Annotated in this window: 15 protein-coding genes and 1 pseudogene; 9 read left to right on the forward strand and 7 right to left on the reverse strand. The window is 70.9% G+C overall.

The genetic code is table 11. From position 1 onward, the window contains the following. Positions 1 to 100: 100 nt before the first annotated feature. Positions 101 to 412, reverse strand: a complete 312-nt coding sequence (locus tag GGR64_RS05000) for an NAD(P) transhydrogenase subunit alpha (protein WP_017909519.1) — start codon at positions 410 to 412, stop codon at positions 101 to 103. Positions 413 to 577: 165 nt separating this feature from the next. Between GGR64_RS05000 and GGR64_RS05005 the strand changes: the two genes are divergently transcribed. From GGR64_RS05005 to GGR64_RS05015, 3 genes are read left to right on the forward strand one after another with little or no spacing between them, the layout of a single operon-like run. After that, positions 578 to 1,153 (forward strand): RNA polymerase sigma factor, encoded by a 576-nt coding sequence (locus tag GGR64_RS05005; protein WP_184644359.1) that lies wholly within the window; start codon positions 578 to 580, stop codon positions 1,151 to 1,153. Further along, on the forward strand, positions 1,150 to 1,551 hold the full coding sequence (locus tag GGR64_RS05010; RefSeq protein ID WP_184644361.1) for a hypothetical protein: 402 nt from the start codon (positions 1,150 to 1,152) through the stop codon (positions 1,549 to 1,551). The genes GGR64_RS05005 and GGR64_RS05010 overlap by 4 nt, the downstream gene beginning before the upstream one ends. Positions 1,552 to 1,556: 5 nt before the next feature. Next, complete coding sequence (locus GGR64_RS05015) at positions 1,557 to 2,057, forward strand: DUF3106 domain-containing protein (protein ID WP_167087304.1); 501 nt, start codon at positions 1,557 to 1,559, stop codon at positions 2,055 to 2,057. 312 nt (positions 2,058 to 2,369) lie between these two features. Here GGR64_RS05015 and GGR64_RS05020 read toward each other — a convergent pair whose 3' ends face one another. From GGR64_RS05020 to GGR64_RS05030, 3 genes are all read right to left on the reverse strand, one after another. Then, entirely contained in the window at positions 2,370 to 3,449 is a 1,080-nt protein-coding gene (locus GGR64_RS05020; protein WP_184644363.1) for an NAD(P) transhydrogenase subunit alpha, read from the reverse strand. Positions 3,450 to 3,667: 218 nt separating this feature from the next. Then, positions 3,668 to 5,986, reverse strand: a complete 2,319-nt coding sequence (locus tag GGR64_RS05025) for a DUF1631 domain-containing protein (RefSeq protein WP_184644365.1) — start codon at positions 5,984 to 5,986, stop codon at positions 3,668 to 3,670. A 214-nt stretch (positions 5,987 to 6,200) separates the two neighbouring features. Then, entirely contained in the window at positions 6,201 to 8,432 is a 2,232-nt protein-coding gene (locus tag GGR64_RS05030; protein ID WP_184644367.1) for a DUF1631 family protein, read from the reverse strand. Between the two features lie 155 nt (positions 8,433 to 8,587). Here GGR64_RS05030 and GGR64_RS05035 point away from each other — a divergent pair, with 155 nt between their 5' ends. The 4 genes from GGR64_RS05035 to GGR64_RS05050 all read left to right on the forward strand — a co-directional run bounded on the left by GGR64_RS05035 (position 8,588) and on the right by GGR64_RS05050 (position 11,688). Continuing rightward, positions 8,588 to 9,163, forward strand: coding sequence for a nitroreductase (locus tag GGR64_RS05035; protein WP_184448299.1), 576 nt, complete (start codon positions 8,588 to 8,590; stop codon positions 9,161 to 9,163). Beyond that, positions 9,160 to 10,083 (forward strand): 5'-3' exonuclease H3TH domain-containing protein, encoded by a 924-nt coding sequence (locus tag GGR64_RS05040; protein ID WP_160966944.1) that lies wholly within the window; start codon positions 9,160 to 9,162, stop codon positions 10,081 to 10,083. Before GGR64_RS05035 ends, GGR64_RS05040 begins: the two co-directional genes overlap by 4 nt. Before the next feature lie 263 nt (positions 10,084 to 10,346). Next, positions 10,347 to 10,898 carry an NUDIX hydrolase gene (locus GGR64_RS05045; protein ID WP_184644369.1) on the forward strand — a complete coding sequence of 184 codons (552 nt, stop codon included), beginning with the start codon at positions 10,347 to 10,349 and terminating at the stop codon, positions 10,896 to 10,898. Beyond that, on the forward strand, positions 10,891 to 11,688 hold the full coding sequence (locus GGR64_RS05050; RefSeq protein ID WP_326520305.1) for an N-formylglutamate amidohydrolase: 798 nt from the start codon (positions 10,891 to 10,893) through the stop codon (positions 11,686 to 11,688). The genes GGR64_RS05045 and GGR64_RS05050 overlap by 8 nt, the downstream gene beginning before the upstream one ends. Positions 11,689 to 11,717: 29 nt before the next feature. Here GGR64_RS05050 and GGR64_RS05055 read toward each other — a convergent pair. Then, positions 11,718 to 12,303: pseudogene (locus tag GGR64_RS05055) on the reverse strand (MFS transporter); the annotation flags it as partial. Here GGR64_RS05055 and GGR64_RS05060 point away from each other — a divergent pair. Next, positions 12,283 to 13,167, forward strand: coding sequence for a LysR family transcriptional regulator (locus GGR64_RS05060; protein WP_184644371.1), 885 nt, complete (start codon positions 12,283 to 12,285; stop codon positions 13,165 to 13,167). The pseudogene GGR64_RS05055 and the gene GGR64_RS05060 overlap by 21 nt on opposite strands. A gap of 70 nt (positions 13,168 to 13,237) precedes the next feature. On the opposite strand, the gene GGR64_RS05065 is transcribed toward GGR64_RS05060, so the two are convergent. After that, positions 13,238 to 13,909 (reverse strand): hypothetical protein, encoded by a 672-nt coding sequence (locus GGR64_RS05065; RefSeq protein ID WP_184644373.1) that lies wholly within the window; start codon positions 13,907 to 13,909, stop codon positions 13,238 to 13,240. A 403-nt stretch (positions 13,910 to 14,312) separates the two neighbouring features. On the opposite strand from GGR64_RS05065, the gene GGR64_RS05070 reads away from it, so the two are divergent. Then, positions 14,313 to 15,197, forward strand: a complete 885-nt coding sequence (locus GGR64_RS05070) for a transglutaminase family protein (RefSeq protein ID WP_184644375.1) — start codon at positions 14,313 to 14,315, stop codon at positions 15,195 to 15,197. Positions 15,198 to 15,319: 122 nt separating this feature from the next. On the opposite strand, the gene pip is transcribed toward GGR64_RS05070, so the two are convergent. Beyond that, a complete protein-coding gene (pip, locus tag GGR64_RS05075; protein WP_184448303.1) occupies positions 15,320 to 16,261 on the reverse strand; it encodes a prolyl aminopeptidase in 942 nt (313 codons plus the stop codon). Positions 16,262 to 16,303 lie beyond the last annotated feature (42 nt).

Raw genomic sequence — 16,303 nt, forward strand, 5'->3', positions numbered from 1 at the left:
AGCGGCAGCAAGTGGGAGAGAACGCCCGACGCGATGCCGAGCAGCAGCACGAGCAGGGCGACGGCGACCAGCGCCGCGACGATGCGCAGGGGCCGCGCATTCAATCCTTCGCCTTGGTCTTGGAGGCGTCCGGCTTGCTGGACTTGAACATGTCCAGCATGCGCTCGGTCACCACGTAGCCGCCTGCCGCGTTGCCGGCGCCGAGCAGCACCGCGACGAAGCCGATGGCTTTTTCCAGGGTGGTGTCGGCATGGCCCAGTACCACCATCGCGCCGATCAGGACAATGCCGTGGATGAAGTTGGAACCGGACATCAGCGGGGTGTGCAGGATCACCGGCACCCGCGAGATGATCACATGCCCGGCGATGGCCGCCAGCATGAAGATGTACAAGGCCACGAACCCGTCGCTCATCGCACCGTTCTCCCGGGCGCCGCGCCCGTCCGCCGCATCATAACCGCCTGCTGAACCACTATGCGATGCCGCCATGCGGTGGCGCAAAGACGCGCGGCGCCGGCCGGTCAACCGCGACCGCCATGGCGCGTTTACCACGGCATCCCCCTGCCAGGAAGCTAAGCTGTGCTGGTGAGCACGCCCGCCCTCGCACCGCCGTCGACCGATGCCGACCCCGAACAGCGCCCGTTGCCGGCGTCGCTGGATGCGTTCCTGGCCGAGATCGGGCCGCGCGCGTTCCGCTTCGCCGAAGCCGGCCTGCGCCAGCGCGAGGACGCGCTGGACGCGGTGCAGGACGCGATGATCAAGCTGCTGGCCTATCGAGAGCGCCCGGCGCAGGAATGGACGCCGCTGTTCTGGAGCATCCTGCGCCGGCGCATCATCGACCTGCAGCGCCGCCGCAACTTCCGCCTGCGCTTCTGGGCACCCAACAGCGAGCGCGATTCGGACAGCCCGCCGGACTGGGCCGACGACGGCCCCAATCCGTCCGAGCAACACGAGCGCCGCCAGACCCATGCACGGCTGGTGATCGCCCTGCGCGCGCTACCGGCGCGGCAGCGCGAGGCCTTCACCCTGCGCGTGCTGGAAGAGCTGGACGTGGCCACCACCGCACGCGCGATGGGCTGCTCGGAAGGCTCGGTGAAAACCCATCTATCGCGCGCCCGCGAGGCGCTGCAGAAACATCTGGAGGACGTCCGATGACATCCGATCCCACCCGCTCCGCGGACTTCGATGCGCGCCTGCGTGCCGTCCACCAGGCGGGTTTGCAGGCCCTGCCCGCCCCGACCCTGGCGCGGCTACGCGCCGCACGCCAGCAGGCCAGCCAGGCGCACACGGCGCCGGGCCGGCGCTGGGGCTGGCTGCTGGCAGCGGTACCGGCGCTGCTCGGTGCGGCGCTGGGCGTGCACCTGCTGCTGCGCCCGGCACCCTCGGTGCCGACCAGCACCGCCAGCGTGGCCACCGACACCACCGCGGCCGCGACCACGTCGGCGCGCGCCGGCGCGAGCACCGACACCGACCAGGCCGCGACCGCGATGCTGGACGAAAATCCCGACCTGTACCTGTGGCTGGGCTCCGATACCTCGCTGGCAATGGAATGAACCCGATGACTCGCTTGATCCGTCTTTCCCTGGCGCTGGCGCTGCTGGCAGGCAGCGCCGTCCCGGCCGTGTTCGCCGCCCCGCCCCCGCCGGGGCCGCCGCCACCGCCGTCCGCGGCCGATCGCGACGACGATGCCGGCCCGCCACTGCCCGACTGGGAGCATCTGAGCCCGCAGCAGCGCGAACTGCTGATCGCCCCCCTGCGCCAGCGCTGGAACGATGCCCCACAGCAACGCCGGCGCATGTTCGAGCACGCGCAGCGCTGGCAGTCGATGACCCCGGAGCAACGCGACCGCGCGCGCAAGGGCGCCCGCCGCTATGAGGACATGACCCCGCAGCAGCGCGAAGAGGCGCGGGTGCTGTTCGACCGCATGCGCGCGCTGCCGCCGGACCAGCGCAAGGCGCTGCGCGACCGCTGGGAAGCGATGACGCCGGCGCAACGCGCCGCCTGGATCCGCGCCAATGCCGGCCCGGACAGCGTGCCGCCGGCGGAGTCTGCCAGGTAAGCGGACGGCGCTTCCCTTCGCGCCGGTCGAGGTTGATGCGCACCTCGCGCGGTGCCTTGCGGTACGTGTTGGGTGATGGCTTCCAGGGAGACCGTCGCAGGACAACCTGTAGGAGCGGCTTCAGCCGCGACGGCGTTCCCGGGAACGCCGTCGCGGCTGAAGCCGCTCCTACATGGGAAAAGCAGCCTGCGAGGTGCTGGATCAAGTGGCCTGCAATGACGCCTGCCAGTTCGCCCGGTGTAGTAACGCGGATATCGGCGCCTGGAATACAGCCCGCCCCCTCTCAACGGGTCAACGACCCATAACGCCAACTCACGCCGTCCAGCGCGTCTTCGCCAGCAGTTCGTCGTTCCAGTCGTAGGCGATCGCGCCGTCCTTCAGGAACAGCGCGACGAAGTTGTAGACGTTGCGCGCGTACATCTCGCTGGCGTGCACCGCGCCCATGCTGGCCAGGTCCAGCGGACCGGCGATGGTCACGCCGGCGTGTTCGATGGTCTCGCCCGGCCGGGTCAGTTCGCAATTGCCGCCGGTCTCGGCGGCCAGGTCCACCACCACGCTGCCGGGTTTCATGCCGGCGACCATCGCCGCGCTGAGGATCTTCGGCGCCGGCCGCCCCGGCACCGCGGCGGTGCATACCACCACGTCGATACCCTTCAGGTGCTCGGCGAGGCGCCGCTGCTGCTCCGCACGCTCGTCGTCGGTGAGTTGCCGCGCGTAGCCGCCCTCGCCGGCGGCGCTGACCCCGAGGTCGAGGAACTTGCCGCCCAGCGATTCGATCTGCTCGCGGGTTTCCGGGCGCACGTCGAAGCCCTCCACCTGCGCACCCAGGCGCTTGGCGGTGGCGATGGCCTGCAGGCCGGCCACGCCGGCGCCGACGATCAGCACCTTGGACGGGCGGATGGTGCCGGCCGCGGTGGTCAGCATCGGGAAGAAGCGCGGCGCCAGCTGCGCAGCGATCAGGGTCGCCTTGTAGCCGGCCATGCCGGCCTGCGAGCTGAGTACGTCCATCGCCTGCGCGCGGGTGGTGCGCGGCAGCCGTTCCAGCGGGAAGGCGATCAGTTGCCGCGCCTGCAGCGCCGCCGCGCGCGTCGGATCGGCCTGCGGCTGCAGGATGCCGACCACGCCGGCGCCCTCCTTGAGCTGCTCCAGCGCCAGCGCCGGCAGCGGCTGCACGCACAGCACCAGATCCGCCTGCGCCGGGCTGTCGGCATCGGCCAGGCTGGCGCCGGCAGCCAGATAGGCCGCATCGACGAAGCCGGCCGACACGCCGGCCTGCGGTTCGACCCGCACCTGCGCGCCCAGGGCGACCAGTTTCTTGACCGTCTCCGGCGTGGCCGCCACACGGCGTTCGCCCTGCGCCGACTCCTTCACCACCAGCACCTGCACTGCCATGCGATTCCCCGTGCCTTGCCCGTCGTCCGCGCCGATCCTACAGGGTCCGCACGCCAGGTGGAGGCGAAGCGCCCACTAGGCGGGCATCCGTGGACAGGCACGCTGGCGACGCGCGCCCGATAGCGCGGACCCACGCGCCGCAATCGGTACAAACCAAGCAACGCGTGACCACATTTGACGTCACGGCAGCGCTCATCCACGCCCCCGCGACGGCCCGCTCAGTGCAAGGTCGCGCTATGCGGATCCAGGCGGTCGATCACGCCCTGCATGGCGCTGTCGAAGGCGCCGTCGTCGACGTGCGCGCGCAGCCGGCCCAGCCGCACCATCACCGCCAGTTCTTCCGGCGAGGCCACGCAGAAGCGCACACCGCGCCGGTTGACGAACAGCAGCCGCGACGAGATCGGGCTCACCCACGACAGCTTGCCGGCCTGCATCTTGCCGTCGCGGTCGACGAAATCCAGCCAGGTGCCGATGGGCATCGCGCGGAAGCGGTCGGCGTCTGCATTGTCGAAATCGTCCATGGTCTGCGGCGGCGCCACCTCCACCGGCTGCGCCTCCTGCACCGGCGGCTGCGGCAGCGCCACCTGCGGCAGTTCCGGCAGCGGCCGCTCCAGTTCCGGGCGCAGTTCGGCCACCGCCTGCAGCGTGTCGTGCAGCGCATCGATCGCCGCCGTCGCGGCTTCGGCATGCAGGCCGACGCTGGCGAAGACCCGCTGCAGCGCCCCCTGCCAGGCCTGTAGCCAGGGCTTGCCGACGATGTGCCGCTGCGCCTCGGCGGCTTCCTCGAGCAGGCCGTCGGCCAGCGCCAGCGCATCGCGCACGCCGGGGCCGCCCTCGCCTTCGCGCAGCATCGCCATGGTCAGATGGTGTTGCCACGGCTGGCGCAGGAAGTCCTGCAGCGCCTGCGGTAGTTGCCGGCCCTGCAGGCGCACCTGCAGTTCGGCCTCGGCGCGCTGCCGCGCCAGTTCCAGTTTCTCCTGGCCGCGCTGGGTTTCGGCGGCACGGCGCTCGGCGATCTCGATGCGGCGGCGGTGCTGCACCAGGAAATCGCGGAACTCCTCTTCCAGGGTCAGGAAGATCGCCAGGTTCTCGTTGAAATCGGCCACCAGCCGGTCGATGATCTCCTCGACCTTGCCCATCAGCACGCGCTCGGCCTGGCTCTCGCCGGTGTTGCCCTCGCAGGCCTCGGCCAACGAGTTGAGCAGGCGCCGCGCCGGATGGGTCTTCTGTACGAACATGCGCCGGTCCAGCAGCGCGACCTTGACGAAGGGCACCACCAGCCGGCCGATCAGTTCGCGCGAGCGGCCCTCCAGGTCGCGCTCGTCGAGCATCACGTCGAACAGCATGCCGACCAGATCGATCGCGTCTTCGTCGACCGGATCCAGCCGCGCATGCGCCGGGTCCACGCCGAACTGGGTGGCGTTGGACAGCACCTCGCTCTTGAGCCGCTGCGCCAGCGACTCGCTGTCGTCGCCGATCGCCGCACGCAGCGTGGCGCTGGGCGTGGCCTGCAGCAGCGACAGCACCGACATCATCTCGCGCTGGCTCAGCGGCCGTTGCTGGCCGACCGCCGCAGTGGCCGCGGAGGTGGCGCTTTCGCGCGCGTTGCGGGTCTGCTGCAGCAGCTCGTGCAGCGCTTCCAGCAACACGCCCTGGCTGCCGCCGGGCAGGCGCGCCTCACCGTCGTCGTAGCGCTCGCCGGCCTGCAGGCCGCCGCGGCGCTCGGCCCAGCGGTTGACGAAACGGTTGGCCCAGGCCGGTGCGTAGTGTTCTTCGTCGTCGCCAAGCTCGGCACCGACGCCGGCATCGGCCGCCGCGCCGGCCTCGCGCGACGGGCGCGGCTCCGGCGGTGGGGCGCGCCGCGGCGGCGGTGGCGGCCGCGGCCGCGAGATCTCCGGCATCACCCCGGCCTGGGCGAGGCTGTCGTCCAGGTCCTGGTAGAGCTTGCCGACGCCGGCGGTGAAGTCGCGCTCGCACAGCTTGATCAGCACCAGCCGTACTTCCGGGGCCAGGTCGCTGGTGGAGAAGGCGGCATGCACGGCCACGCCGATGTGTTCGGGGCCGATCGGATTGGTGTCCGCATCCAGTTCCAGGCCGCCGGCGATCCAGCCCAGGCGCCGGTCGATGCGGGTCAGCACCGGCTTCCACTCGCGCAGCAGCACGCTGGCCAGGTTGCGCACCGCCAGCCGCGATTCCAGTTCGTGTTCGGAGATCAGGCTCAGGCCCTGCCCATAGCCGGCCAGCGCGACTTCCGCCGACAGCGGCGCGCCGGCCTCCAGCGCCTCCCAGGCGGTGTGCAGCTGCGCGCGGAAGCGTGCGGCGATCTCGTCGCGGCGACGGCGCAGTTCGCGCATGCCGTCCAGGAACAGCAACTGCGACGCGCCGGCGCTCTCGGCGCGGTCGAACAGCACGTCATCGAAATGCGCCAGCGCCTCGGCGAAGGCCTGGCCCAGCACCGGCAGCATGCCCTCGCGCGCCTGCGTCAACAGGCGCGGGTCACGCGCCGGGTGTGCGTGCGGGCTGGGGCTGAAACTCATGCGCAACGGCTCCGCGCCATGGACGGCGCCAGATGAAAGAGTAGTGGAGGACGAACAGACGCGGCCCCTGTTTCCGCTCCTGCATGGTAGGCAAGGTAGCTGAATATCGACCGTGATGGGCTACGCATTTCTCGCTCCAGAACGTGACCCCGAGCAAAATCGTAGTGCTTGACGGCGTAACTCCGCGTGCAGCGCGGCCTGAATCCGCACGCGCTCAGGCCGCGACCGCCACCCGTTCCAGGCGGTCGACCACGCCCTGCATGGCGCTGTAGAAGGCGTCGTCGTCGCGATGCAGGCGCAGCCGATCCAGCCGCGCCATCACCGCCAGCGCCTCGGCCGAGGCGACGCACAGCCGCCCGCCGCGGCGGTTGACGAACAGCAACCGCGCCGAAATCGGGCTCACCCAGGTCAGCTTGCCGGGTTGTACGCGGCCTTCGCGGTCGACGAAGTCCAGCCAGGTGCCCATCGGCAGGGTGCGGAAATAATCGGCGGTGATGTGATCGAAATCGGTGGGCTGGGCCGGCTCCGGCAGCGCCGGCACCGGCTCGGCGGCGGGCGGTTCCGGCAACTCCACGCTGGCCACGGGCAACGCGGCCTGCAGCGGCCGCGCGTGCGCCAGGTCGTCCAGCGCCGTGTGCAGGGACTGCCAGGCGGCCTCGGCTGCCGCCGCGTCCAGGCCGACGCTGGTCCACAGCCGGGTCAGCTCGGCGCGCTGCGGCTGCAGCCAGCCTCCCGCGGGCGCTGCGCCCGACTGCGCCTGGCGACACTGCGCCAGCACCGCATCGCCCAGCGCCAGCGCCGCGGCAAGCACGCTGCCCTGGCCGTCGTCGCGCAGCGCCGACTGCTGCACGTACTGGCACCAGGACTGGCGCAGGAAGGCCTCGATCGGCGGCGGCAGGGTCAGGTCGTCGCCGGCCTGCTGCAACAGCTCGTGCACGGCCTGTGCGGCACGCTGCCGGGCGACCTCGCGGCGTTCCTCCGCTCGTTGCAGTTCGGCTGCGCGGCGCTCGGCGATCTCCACCCGGCGTCGGTACTGCTCATAGGCGCTGCCGAACTCGGCCTCCAGCGCCAGGAACACCGACAGGTGCTCGTCGAAATCGCGCACCACCCGTTCCACCGCCGCCTGCGCCTGCGCCTGCAACGCCTGCTCCGGGCCGGTGCTGCCGGCATTGCCGTCGCAGGCGTCGGCCAGCAGGTTGAGCAGGCGCCGGGCCGGATGCCCGTCGCGCACGAACAGGCGCCCGTCGATCAAGGCCACCTTGGCCATGGGCACCAGCATCTGCCCCAGCAGTTCGCGCTGCGGCAGCTGCAGCACGCATTCCTCGAGCATGACGTCGAACAGCAGGCCGACCAGATCCAGCGTGTCCGCATCGGCCGGATCCAGGCAGGTGCCCGCCGGGTCCAGGCCAAGCGAGGCGCCGACACCGGCGATCTGCCGGCGCAGGCCCTGCGCCAGCGGGCCGCCGTGCTCGCAGACGGCGGCGAATCCGGCCAACGGCATGGTCTGCAACAACGACAGCACCGACAGCAGTTCGCGCGGCGACAGACAGCGCCGACCCTCGCCCGGGCCCGCCTCCGGCTGCGCCTCGTGCAGCAGCGCGCGCAACGCCGGCGGCAGCACCTCCTGCTCGTTGCGAGCGTGCGCGTCCAGCGCGCGCGCGGCGCGGCGCTGCGCGGCGGTCAGCGGTGCGGCGGTGTCCCAGTTCTCGAAGAAGCGGCTGATCCAGTCCGGCGCCGCCTCGTTGTCGCTGGCGCCCAGGCGCGGGATGGCGCGGCGGCGTGGACGCCCACTGGGCAGCGCACGGGCGCGCGCGACCTCGTTCAGGCGCTGCTCCAGTTGCGCGTACAGCTCGCCGACGCGCTCCTGCAGTTCCTCCTCGCAGATCTTGACGATCGCCAGTTGCACCTGCGGCGCCAGCACCAGCCCGTGCAGCGCCGCGTACACCGCCGCGCCCACGTGCTCGGGACCGAACGGGTTGTTGTCGGCATCGATGCGCTGGCCGCCGGCGATGAAACCGAGGAACCGGTTCAGCCGCATCAGTTCCGGCCGCCAGCGGTGCTGGATCGCGCCAGCCAGGTTGCGCACCGCCAGGCGCACATCCAGCTCCTGTTCCGAGACCAGACTGAGGTCGCCACGCTCGCGCGCCAGGCTGCGTTCCACCGACAGCGGGCGGCCGGCCTCCAGCGCCTGCCAGGCCTGGGCCAGGTGCGCGCGGAAACGCGCGGCGATCGGCTCGCGCTGCTGGCGCAGCAACTGGATCGCCTCGAAATAGTCGTTCTGGGTCGGCCCGGCGCGCTCGGCCATGCGGAACAGCGCTTCGGCCAGCACGTCCAGCACCTCGCCGAAGGCGCCGGCGAGCGGCACCGACACCACATCCCGGACCTGCTCGAGCAGATCCGCGTTGCGGCTGGGCGACAACTCTTCAGCGTATTCAGCAAGGGTCATGGCAGTGTGATACGCAGGCAGCAGTGAGACCGACGTCAATTCGGAAGCTAGCGGCAGATCAGCAACACAATGTGATTGTCCGTGTAACCGCGGCATCCCCTGCCGCCTGCGAGCGCCCGACTATAATTTCGCGCCCGCCCCACGGAATCGAGACTATGCGCACAATTCATTCGCTGCAAGCGCTGGATGCGCGCCGTTCAGTGCCATCCAAGCAGCTCGGCGAGCCGGGACCGGACACGGACACGCTGCTGGCCATGCTGCGGTCGGCGGTCCGTGTTCCCGATCACGGAAAGCTGGTGCCGTTCCGCTTCCTGCGTATCGCCGGCCCGGCGCGCCAGGCGCTGGGCGACATCCTTGCCGAGCGCACCCGGGAGCGCGACCCCGGCGCCTCGCCGGCGGCGGTGGAGAAGGACCGCGAGCGCTTCGCCCATGCGCCCGTCGTGATCGCGGTGATCACCTGCCTGCAACGCGGGCACAAGGTGCCGGAAATCGAACAGTGGCTCACCGCCGGTTCGGTGTGCTTCGCGTTGCTGCAGGCGGCGCAGGCCTACGGCTTCGGCGCGCAATGGCTGACCGGCTGGATGGCGTATGACGAAACGGTGACCGCACGGCTCGGCCTGGCCGAGCACGAGCACGTCGCCGGCTTCATCCACATCGGCACCGCCCGCCTCGACGTACCGGAGCGCGAGCGGCCGGATCCGCGCGCGCTGCTCAGCGACTGGACGCCGTGAACGCAGGGCTGCCCCTGTCGCGGCCGCTGTACCTGGTCGACGCCAGCCTGTACGTGTTCCGCGCCTGGCATTCGATTCCCGACGAGTTCCAGGACGCGCAGGGCTGGCCGACCAACGCGGTGCACGGCTTCGCCCGCTTCCTGCTCGACCTGCTCGAGCGCGAACGCCCGCAGCACATCGTGATCGCCTTCGACGAAGCGCTGGACAGCTGCTTCCGGCATCGCCTGTACGCGGCCTACAAGGCCAACCGCGCGCCGGCGCCGGATGCGCTGCGCCGCCAGTTCGCGCACTGCAAGGCACTGTGCGCGGCCCTGGGCCTGGGCGTGCTGGCGCACCACGACTACGAGGCCGACGACCTGATCGGCAGCGCCCTGCACAGCGCACGCGGCGACGGCTTCCATGGCGTGATCGTCTCGGCCGACAAGGACCTGTCGCAGTTGCTGCTGGAGTTCGACGAACAGTGGGACTACGGCCGCGGCCAGCGCTGGGGCGCGGCCGGGGTCAAGGCGCGCCACGGCGTGCATGCGCACCAGATCGCCGACTACCTGGCGCTGACCGGCGATGCGATCGACAACATCCCCGGCGTTACCGGCATCGGCGCCAAGTCCGCGGCGATCCTGCTGGCGCATTTCGGCGACCTCGACACACTGCTGGCGCGGGTCGACGAAGTGGCGTTCCTGCGCCTGCGCGGCGCCGCGCAGATGGCCGTGCGCCTGCGCGAACAGCGCGAGCACGCGCTGCTGTGGCGGCAACTGACCACCATCGCCTTGGACGCGCCCCTGCACACCGCCGCGCCGGGTTTCGCCCGTGGCGTGGCCGATGCCGACATGCTGCAGGGCCTGTGCGAAGCGCTGCGCTTCGGGCCGCTGACCCGGCGCCGCCTGCTGCAGGCGGCCGGCCTGGAGTTTGCGGCCGGCTGAGCGCCGGTCTCGCCGTTGCGACTCGACAACACTGCCGAATCGAGGCCTGCGCGCCCTTCAAGGTCAGATGCACCGGTTGTGCAAGGTCTGGCCTTGGCCGCTACGCCCCGGCGAACCACGCGACGCCGGCGCCGCGTCGCACCCGCCAACCGCAGGCCGCGTGGCGCACATCAAAACGACATCGCACGCTCTACACTGCACCGCATCGCCGGACCGCGCCGCGCGCGACCGCGCCTTCTTCCTCCGCTACCTGCGAGCTGCCCATGCCCCGCCACAATTCCCCGCCCCGCGTCGTCTACGAAGGCAAGTACCAGCGCATGGTCGTGCGCGGCACCTGGGAGTATTCCGAACGCGTGCATGCCGGCGGCCTGGCCGCGATCATCGTGGCGGTCACGCCGGACGACGAGGTGCTGTTCGTCGAACAGTTCCGCGTGCCGCTGCAGGCGCGCACCATCGAGATGCCGGCCGGGCTGGTCGGCGACATCGATGCCGGCGAATCGATCGAGGTGTCGGCAGTGCGCGAACTGGAAGAGGAAACCGGCTGGACCGCCGACCACGCCGAGGTATTGCTGATCGGCCCGACCTCGTCCGGGGCCAGCAACGAAAAGATCGCCTTCGTCCGCGCCAGCGGCCTGCGCAAGGTCGGCAACGGCGGTGGCGACGCCAGCGAGGACATCACCGTGCATTCGGTGCCGCGCACCCGCGCCGCCGCGTGGCTGGTGCAGAAGATGGGCGAAGGCTACGAGCTGGACGCGAAGCTGTGGGCCGGGCTGTGGATGATCGAACACCACTTGGACGGCACGCCGCGTGTCTGAGCCGCACGCGTCCGCCCTGCCAGCGCTACTGGGCGCCGACGACCCGGCGGTATTCAGCGTCCACCGCCCGCACGGCACGTCCCCGTTCGTGCTGCTGGCCGACCACGCCGGGCAGGCGGTGCCACGCGCGCTGCACGGCCTCGGCCTGGCGCAGGCGGAGCTGGATCGGCACATCGGTTGGGACATCGGCATCGCCGGCACCACCCGTGCACTGTCCGCGTTGCTCGACGCCTGGGCGATCGAACAGACCTATTCGAGGCTGCTGATCGATTGCAACCGCCCGCTCGCCTCGCCGACGCTGATCCCGTCCGTCAGCGACCGCACCGTGGTGCCGGGCAACGCCGCACTGACGGCGGCGCAGCGGCAGCAGCGCATCGACGCCGTGCATGCGCCCTACCACGCACGCATCGCCGCCGAGCTGGACGCACGCCGTGCCAACGCGCGACCCACCGTGCTGGTGATGATGCACAGCTTCACCCCGACGCTGGACGGCGCGCCGCGGCCCTGGCATGCCGGCGTGCTCTACCACCGCGACACCCGCTTCGCCCACGCGCTGCTGCAGGCGCTACGCGAGGAAGACGACCTGCTGGTCGGCGACAACGCGCCGTACGCGGTCAGCGACAGCAGCGACTACGCGGTGCCCGTGCACGGCGAAGGCCGCGGCCTGCCGCATGTGGAACTGGAGATCCGCCAGGACCTGATCGCCGACGCCGCCGGCCAGCAGGCCTGGGCGCAGCGGCTGGCGCGGATCTTCAGCACCTTGCAGCCGCAGTTGCTGGCGTTGGAGTAAGCCGAGGCGGACGCAAGCCCAGCGATCTCTCATGCCTCGCGCGACAGGCAGGGCGCTGCACCGCACGCGCCGCGCGGGTAGCGCAGGCACAACGCGATGACCATGCCCAGGACCGCGAACAGCGCAGCCCCGTACTGCGCCCGCGCCAACCCATCCAGCGCCGCCGCACTGGCGGCCGGTTGCGCGCCGCGCGCCGCATTGGCCACCATCACCAGCACTGCCAGGCCCACCAGCACCACCGATCTGCTGCGCGGTGGCGGCCATGCCCGAGGCCACGCCCTGCTGCGGTGCCGGCACGCCCTGGCCGGCCACCACCCACATCGCCGTCCAACTCATGCCCTGCCCCACGCTGAGCATGAGAATGCCCGGCAGCAACGGCCAATAGCCTGCGCCGTGCGGCAATGCGACGGTCGCTCCCGCGATGCCCAGCGCACCTGCGCCGAATCCCCAGGCCAGCACCTGCCGCGGCGAGCGCCGCTGCAGCAAGCGTTCTGCGATGCGGATGCCGACGGCGCAGACCACCGTCGGCGGCAGGAACGCCATGCCGGCCTGCAGCGGACTCCAGCCGTAGCCGTCCTGAAAGTACAGCGCCAGATGGATCTCAACGCCGTGCGCATGCTGGTGCAGGTGGCGGAGGCGCGCAGTTTCACCGTCGCCACTGGCCAGCTCGGGGCCAGTCAATCGGGCCTGTCCCGCGCGATCGGCAGGCTGGAAGCGGCGCTCGGCGTCAAGCTGCTGCAGCGCACGACCCGCAACGTCGGGCTGACCCCGGACGGACGCCAGTTCGTCGAGCACGTGGCGCCGTTGCTGAGCGGCCTGGACGAGGCCGAGCGGCAACTGGCGGACCGCTCCTGCACGCCGTCCGGCACGCTGAAGATCAGCGCGCCGTCGATGTTCGGCCGCAAGGTGCTGGTACCGCTGCTGGCCCCATTGCTGGCGCGGCATCCGCAGCTACGGGTGGAGACCGTGCTCAGCGATCGCCTGGTCGACCTGGTCGAGGAAGGTTTCGACGCCGCATTGCGCACCGGCCCCATCGCCGACAGGCGCATCGTCGCACGGCCGCTGCGACCGCTACGCTGGGTGACCGTCGCCAGTCCCGCCTACCTGGCCGCACACGGCACGCCTACCGACCTGGAGACGCTGCGCGATCACGCCTGCCTGGCCATCCGCAATCCGCGCAGCGGGCGCCTGGCGAACTGGCAGTTCCTGCAGGACGGACAACGCTGCGGATTCGCGCCGCCGGCGCGGATGGTGTTCGACCACGGCGATCCACTGGTCGAAGGCGCCATTGCCGGCATCGGCATCGTGCAGGTGATGGATTTCGCTGTGGCCGATGCACTGGCCGACGGACGACTGCAACGTGTGCTGCAGCCGTTCGAAGGCCGCAGCCGCACGCTGTCGTTGATCTATCCGCCGTCACGGCAGCGCTCGGCCAAGCTGCACGTGTTGACGGACGCTCTGCTGGCCGGGAGCTGGTGAAGCCCGCCCACCGCCGATGGCATGGCAACGCGCGGCAGAGACGGCGCACGCCAGGCGCACAACCCGTCGTCTATTTCAGCGTCGGCACCGACATCCACGGAAACGCCTTGTAGCCTTGCGCCTGCAAGGGGGCGCCAAGTGCGGCGAAGTCGGTCGCGATCGCCGTGGCGCGGCGACGATCCAGTGCCTCGCCTACTGTCAGCGAGCCGGCACGACAGGCGGCCAGCGCCTGCCCGATCGGCCAATCCAGCAGGCGCGCGACCTGCTGCGCCACCGGCTTCACGTGTTCGGGCGGGCAGCTTGCAAGCACCAGGTCGAACGAGGCAAAGATGCCTGCACCGACGCCAGCCGCACGCGCTGCCTCCCATGCGTCCTCGTCCGCCTCGCCGAGGGCTTCGTCCACGCCCTCGACCTGCAGGAATGCGTCGTACTCGGCGTAGTAGGCCAGTGCCTGCGCGTAGTCCTGCAAGGTCGACAACGGGCATTGCCGCTTCTGCACGTCCAGCACGTCGGCAAACGTTGCCGGCTCCAGGTACGGCGCCAGGCCCAGCGCGCGCGCCGCCGGCGGCGCTGCACCAGCGTCGTCGAACGCGGTAGCTTCGTCGGGCGGCAACCAGAAGCGCGCCTGCAGGGGTTCCTCGCCGCTGGCATGCACCCAGCCGAACGCCTCGTGCACGTGAGCGTCGTCGTTGCAGGCGGCAAAGGCGTCCAGCGTCTGGCGCAAGGTCAACAGCGGCATCATGCGTCGTCGGGCAGGCAGCGCGCGGCAGCGCAGTCTACGTCAGGCGTGCGCATGCCTGGCGTCGAAGCTCCGAGACCGGGCCATTCACTGTACCCCCCGGGCGACGCACCGCACGTGGACGCGCGGTGCCCGGTCGACGGCAGGCACTCGCTGGCTTGGCCACCGCCGACCATATCCGGCGCCGACCGCGCTGCGATGCGATCGCGGTGCCGCAGCGTGCGGCCCGACCCAACTGGCGCTGGCGATCCGCCGAGAGGCCGATCGCCGCCACAGCCCGGGGACCCACGCCCGCCGAGGATGCCGAACAGGCGAGGGGGCGCCTTCACGCCCACCTGAGCGTGCGCTGCGCACTCTCGGACTACGCCGTCCACATCCGGACGTCCCGCCACGCACCGGACCGCCCATGCTCATTCGTCTCGGCTACGAGATCCGTTACCACTTCCCGCAGCCGACCCCGGTGCTGGCCATGCTCGATATCCACGACAGCCGTCGCACCGACATCGTCGTCGCCACCGCGCTGCAGACCGAACCGGCGATCCCGCTGCGCGGCTACCGCGACCAGTTCGGCAACAGTTGCACACGCATGCTGGCCCCGGTCGGCGTACTGACGCTGCGCGCCGACGCGGTGGTGCGCGACAGCGGCCTGCCCGACCAGTACCGCTACGACGCGCCGCAGACGCCGGTGGAACAGTTGCCGGACGACACCCTGGTGTACCTGCTCGGCAGCCGCTACTGCGAGACCGACCTGCTCAGCGGCATGGCCTGGGACCTGTTCGGCAGCGCGCCCACCGGCTGGGCGCGGGTGCAGGCGATCTGCGACTACGTGCATGCGCAGATCGAATTCGGCTACGCCCACGCGCGTTCGACCAAGAGCGCCGCGCAGGCGCTGCAGGAAGGCCGCGGCGTGTGCCGCGACTTCGCGCATGCGGCCATCGCGCTGTGCCGCTGCATGAACATCCCGGCGCGCTATTGCACCGGCTATCTGGGCGACATCGGCGTCCCCGTCTCGGACGCGCCGATGGACTTTTCCGGCTGGTTCGAGGCGTTCCTCGATGGGCATTGGTACACCTTCGATGCGCGCCACAACCTGCCGCGCATCGGCCGGGTGCTGATCGCGCGCGGCCGCGACGCCGCCGACGTCGCGATCAGCAACACCTTCGGCGACAACACCCTCGAATCGTTCGTGGTGTGGACCGAGGAAACCGACCAGGCGCGCCTGGACCCGCGCCCCGCCGCGGCAGGCACCGCCGGCACAACGGCACTGCACGACGCCGGCCTGCCGCTGTAGTGCGCTTGCGCTGCATGCCGTGCCCGGCGACGGCAGCGCCTGCACGGCGGAAACCCGCAACGACGCGCGCCTGAATCCTCCGGGCACGGCATGCGCCAGCGCCGGCGCACGCCGTTCCCGCGTCAGGCGAAGCCGTCGGTAGCGCGCACCAGTGCGTCGACGTTCTCGGGCTCGAACGCGGAATGGCCCGAGGCCGGCGTGATCTGCAGCGTCGCCTTCGGCCAGGCCTTGGCCAGGTCCCAGGCGTTGGCCAGCGGGCAGACCACATCGTAGCGGCCGTGCACGATCACCCCGGGGATGTCGGCGATACGGTGCGCGTCGCGCAGCAGTTGGTCCTCGACCTCGAAGAAACCGCCGTTGACGAAGTAGTGGTTCTCGATGCGGGCGAAGGCCAGCGCGAAATGCGGGTCTTCGTGGCTGTCGACGAAATCGGCATCCACATGCAGGAAACTGGTCGCCCCTTCCCACACGCTCCAGGCCTTGGCCGCGGCCAGGCGGGTGGCCTCGTCGTCGCTGGTCAGGCGTCGGTGGAAGGCGGAGATCAGGTCGGCGCGCTCCACCGGCGGGATCGCCGCGATGTAGTGCTCCCAGGCATCGGGGAACAGGCGGCTGGCGCCTTCCTGGTAGAACCACTCCAATTCCCAGCGGCGCAGCATGAAGATGCCACGCAGCACCAGCTCGGTGACGCGCTCAGGATGCGTCTGCGCGTAGGCCAGTGCCAGGGTCGAGCCCCAACTGCCGCCGAACACCTGCCAGCGCTCGATGCCCAGGTGCGTGCGCAGCCGCTCGATGTCGGCGACCAGGTCCCAGGTGGTGTTGTCGACCAGGTCGGCATGCGGCGTGGAACGGCCGGAGCCGCGCTGGTCGAACAGCACGATGCGGTACTTGGCCGGATCGTGGAAGCGGCGCATCTTGGCGTTGCAGCCGCCGCCCGGACCGCCGTGCAGCAGCACCACCGGCTTGCCTTGCGGGTTGCCGCACTGTTCGTAGGACAGGGTATGCCGTGCGTCCACCGGCAACATGCCGCTGTCGAACGGCTCGATCTCGGGATACAGCGTGCGCATGGCGACTCCTGCGGGAAAACCGCGATTCTACCCATGCGCGCC

Origin of the sequence: Xanthomonas sp. 3307, from assembly GCF_014199735.1 — a bacterium.
In the GTDB taxonomy this organism is placed as follows: Bacteria; Pseudomonadota; Gammaproteobacteria; order Xanthomonadales; family Xanthomonadaceae; genus Xanthomonas_A; species Xanthomonas_A rydalmerensis.

Bases quoted from the DNA above. Each gene is read 5' to 3' on its own strand.
- GGR64_RS05000 (WP_017909519.1), bottom strand. From the start codon at position 412: ATGAGCGACGGGTTCGTGGCCTTGTACATCTTCATGCTGGCGGCCATC.
- GGR64_RS05010 (WP_184644361.1), top strand. From the start codon at position 1,150: ATGACATCCGATCCCACCCGCTCCGCGGACTTCGATGCGCGCCTGCGT.
- GGR64_RS05015 (WP_167087304.1), top strand. From the start codon at position 1,557: ATGACTCGCTTGATCCGTCTTTCCCTGGCGCTGGCGCTGCTGGCAGGC.
- GGR64_RS05020 (WP_184644363.1), bottom strand. From the start codon at position 3,449: ATGGCAGTGCAGGTGCTGGTGGTGAAGGAGTCGGCGCAGGGCGAACGC.
- GGR64_RS05025 (WP_184644365.1), bottom strand. From the start codon at position 5,986: ATGAGTTTCAGCCCCAGCCCGCACGCACACCCGGCGCGTGACCCGCGC.
- GGR64_RS05030 (WP_184644367.1), bottom strand. From the start codon at position 8,432: ATGACCCTTGCTGAATACGCTGAAGAGTTGTCGCCCAGCCGCAACGCG.
- GGR64_RS05035 (WP_184448299.1), top strand. From the start codon at position 8,588: ATGCGCACAATTCATTCGCTGCAAGCGCTGGATGCGCGCCGTTCAGTG.
- GGR64_RS05045 (WP_184644369.1), top strand. From the start codon at position 10,347: ATGCCCCGCCACAATTCCCCGCCCCGCGTCGTCTACGAAGGCAAGTAC.
- GGR64_RS05060 (WP_184644371.1), top strand. From the start codon at position 12,283: ATGGATCTCAACGCCGTGCGCATGCTGGTGCAGGTGGCGGAGGCGCGC.
- GGR64_RS05065 (WP_184644373.1), bottom strand. From the start codon at position 13,909: ATGATGCCGCTGTTGACCTTGCGCCAGACGCTGGACGCCTTTGCCGCC.
- GGR64_RS05070 (WP_184644375.1), top strand. From the start codon at position 14,313: ATGCTCATTCGTCTCGGCTACGAGATCCGTTACCACTTCCCGCAGCCG.
- pip (WP_184448303.1), bottom strand. From the start codon at position 16,261: ATGCGCACGCTGTATCCCGAGATCGAGCCGTTCGACAGCGGCATGTTG.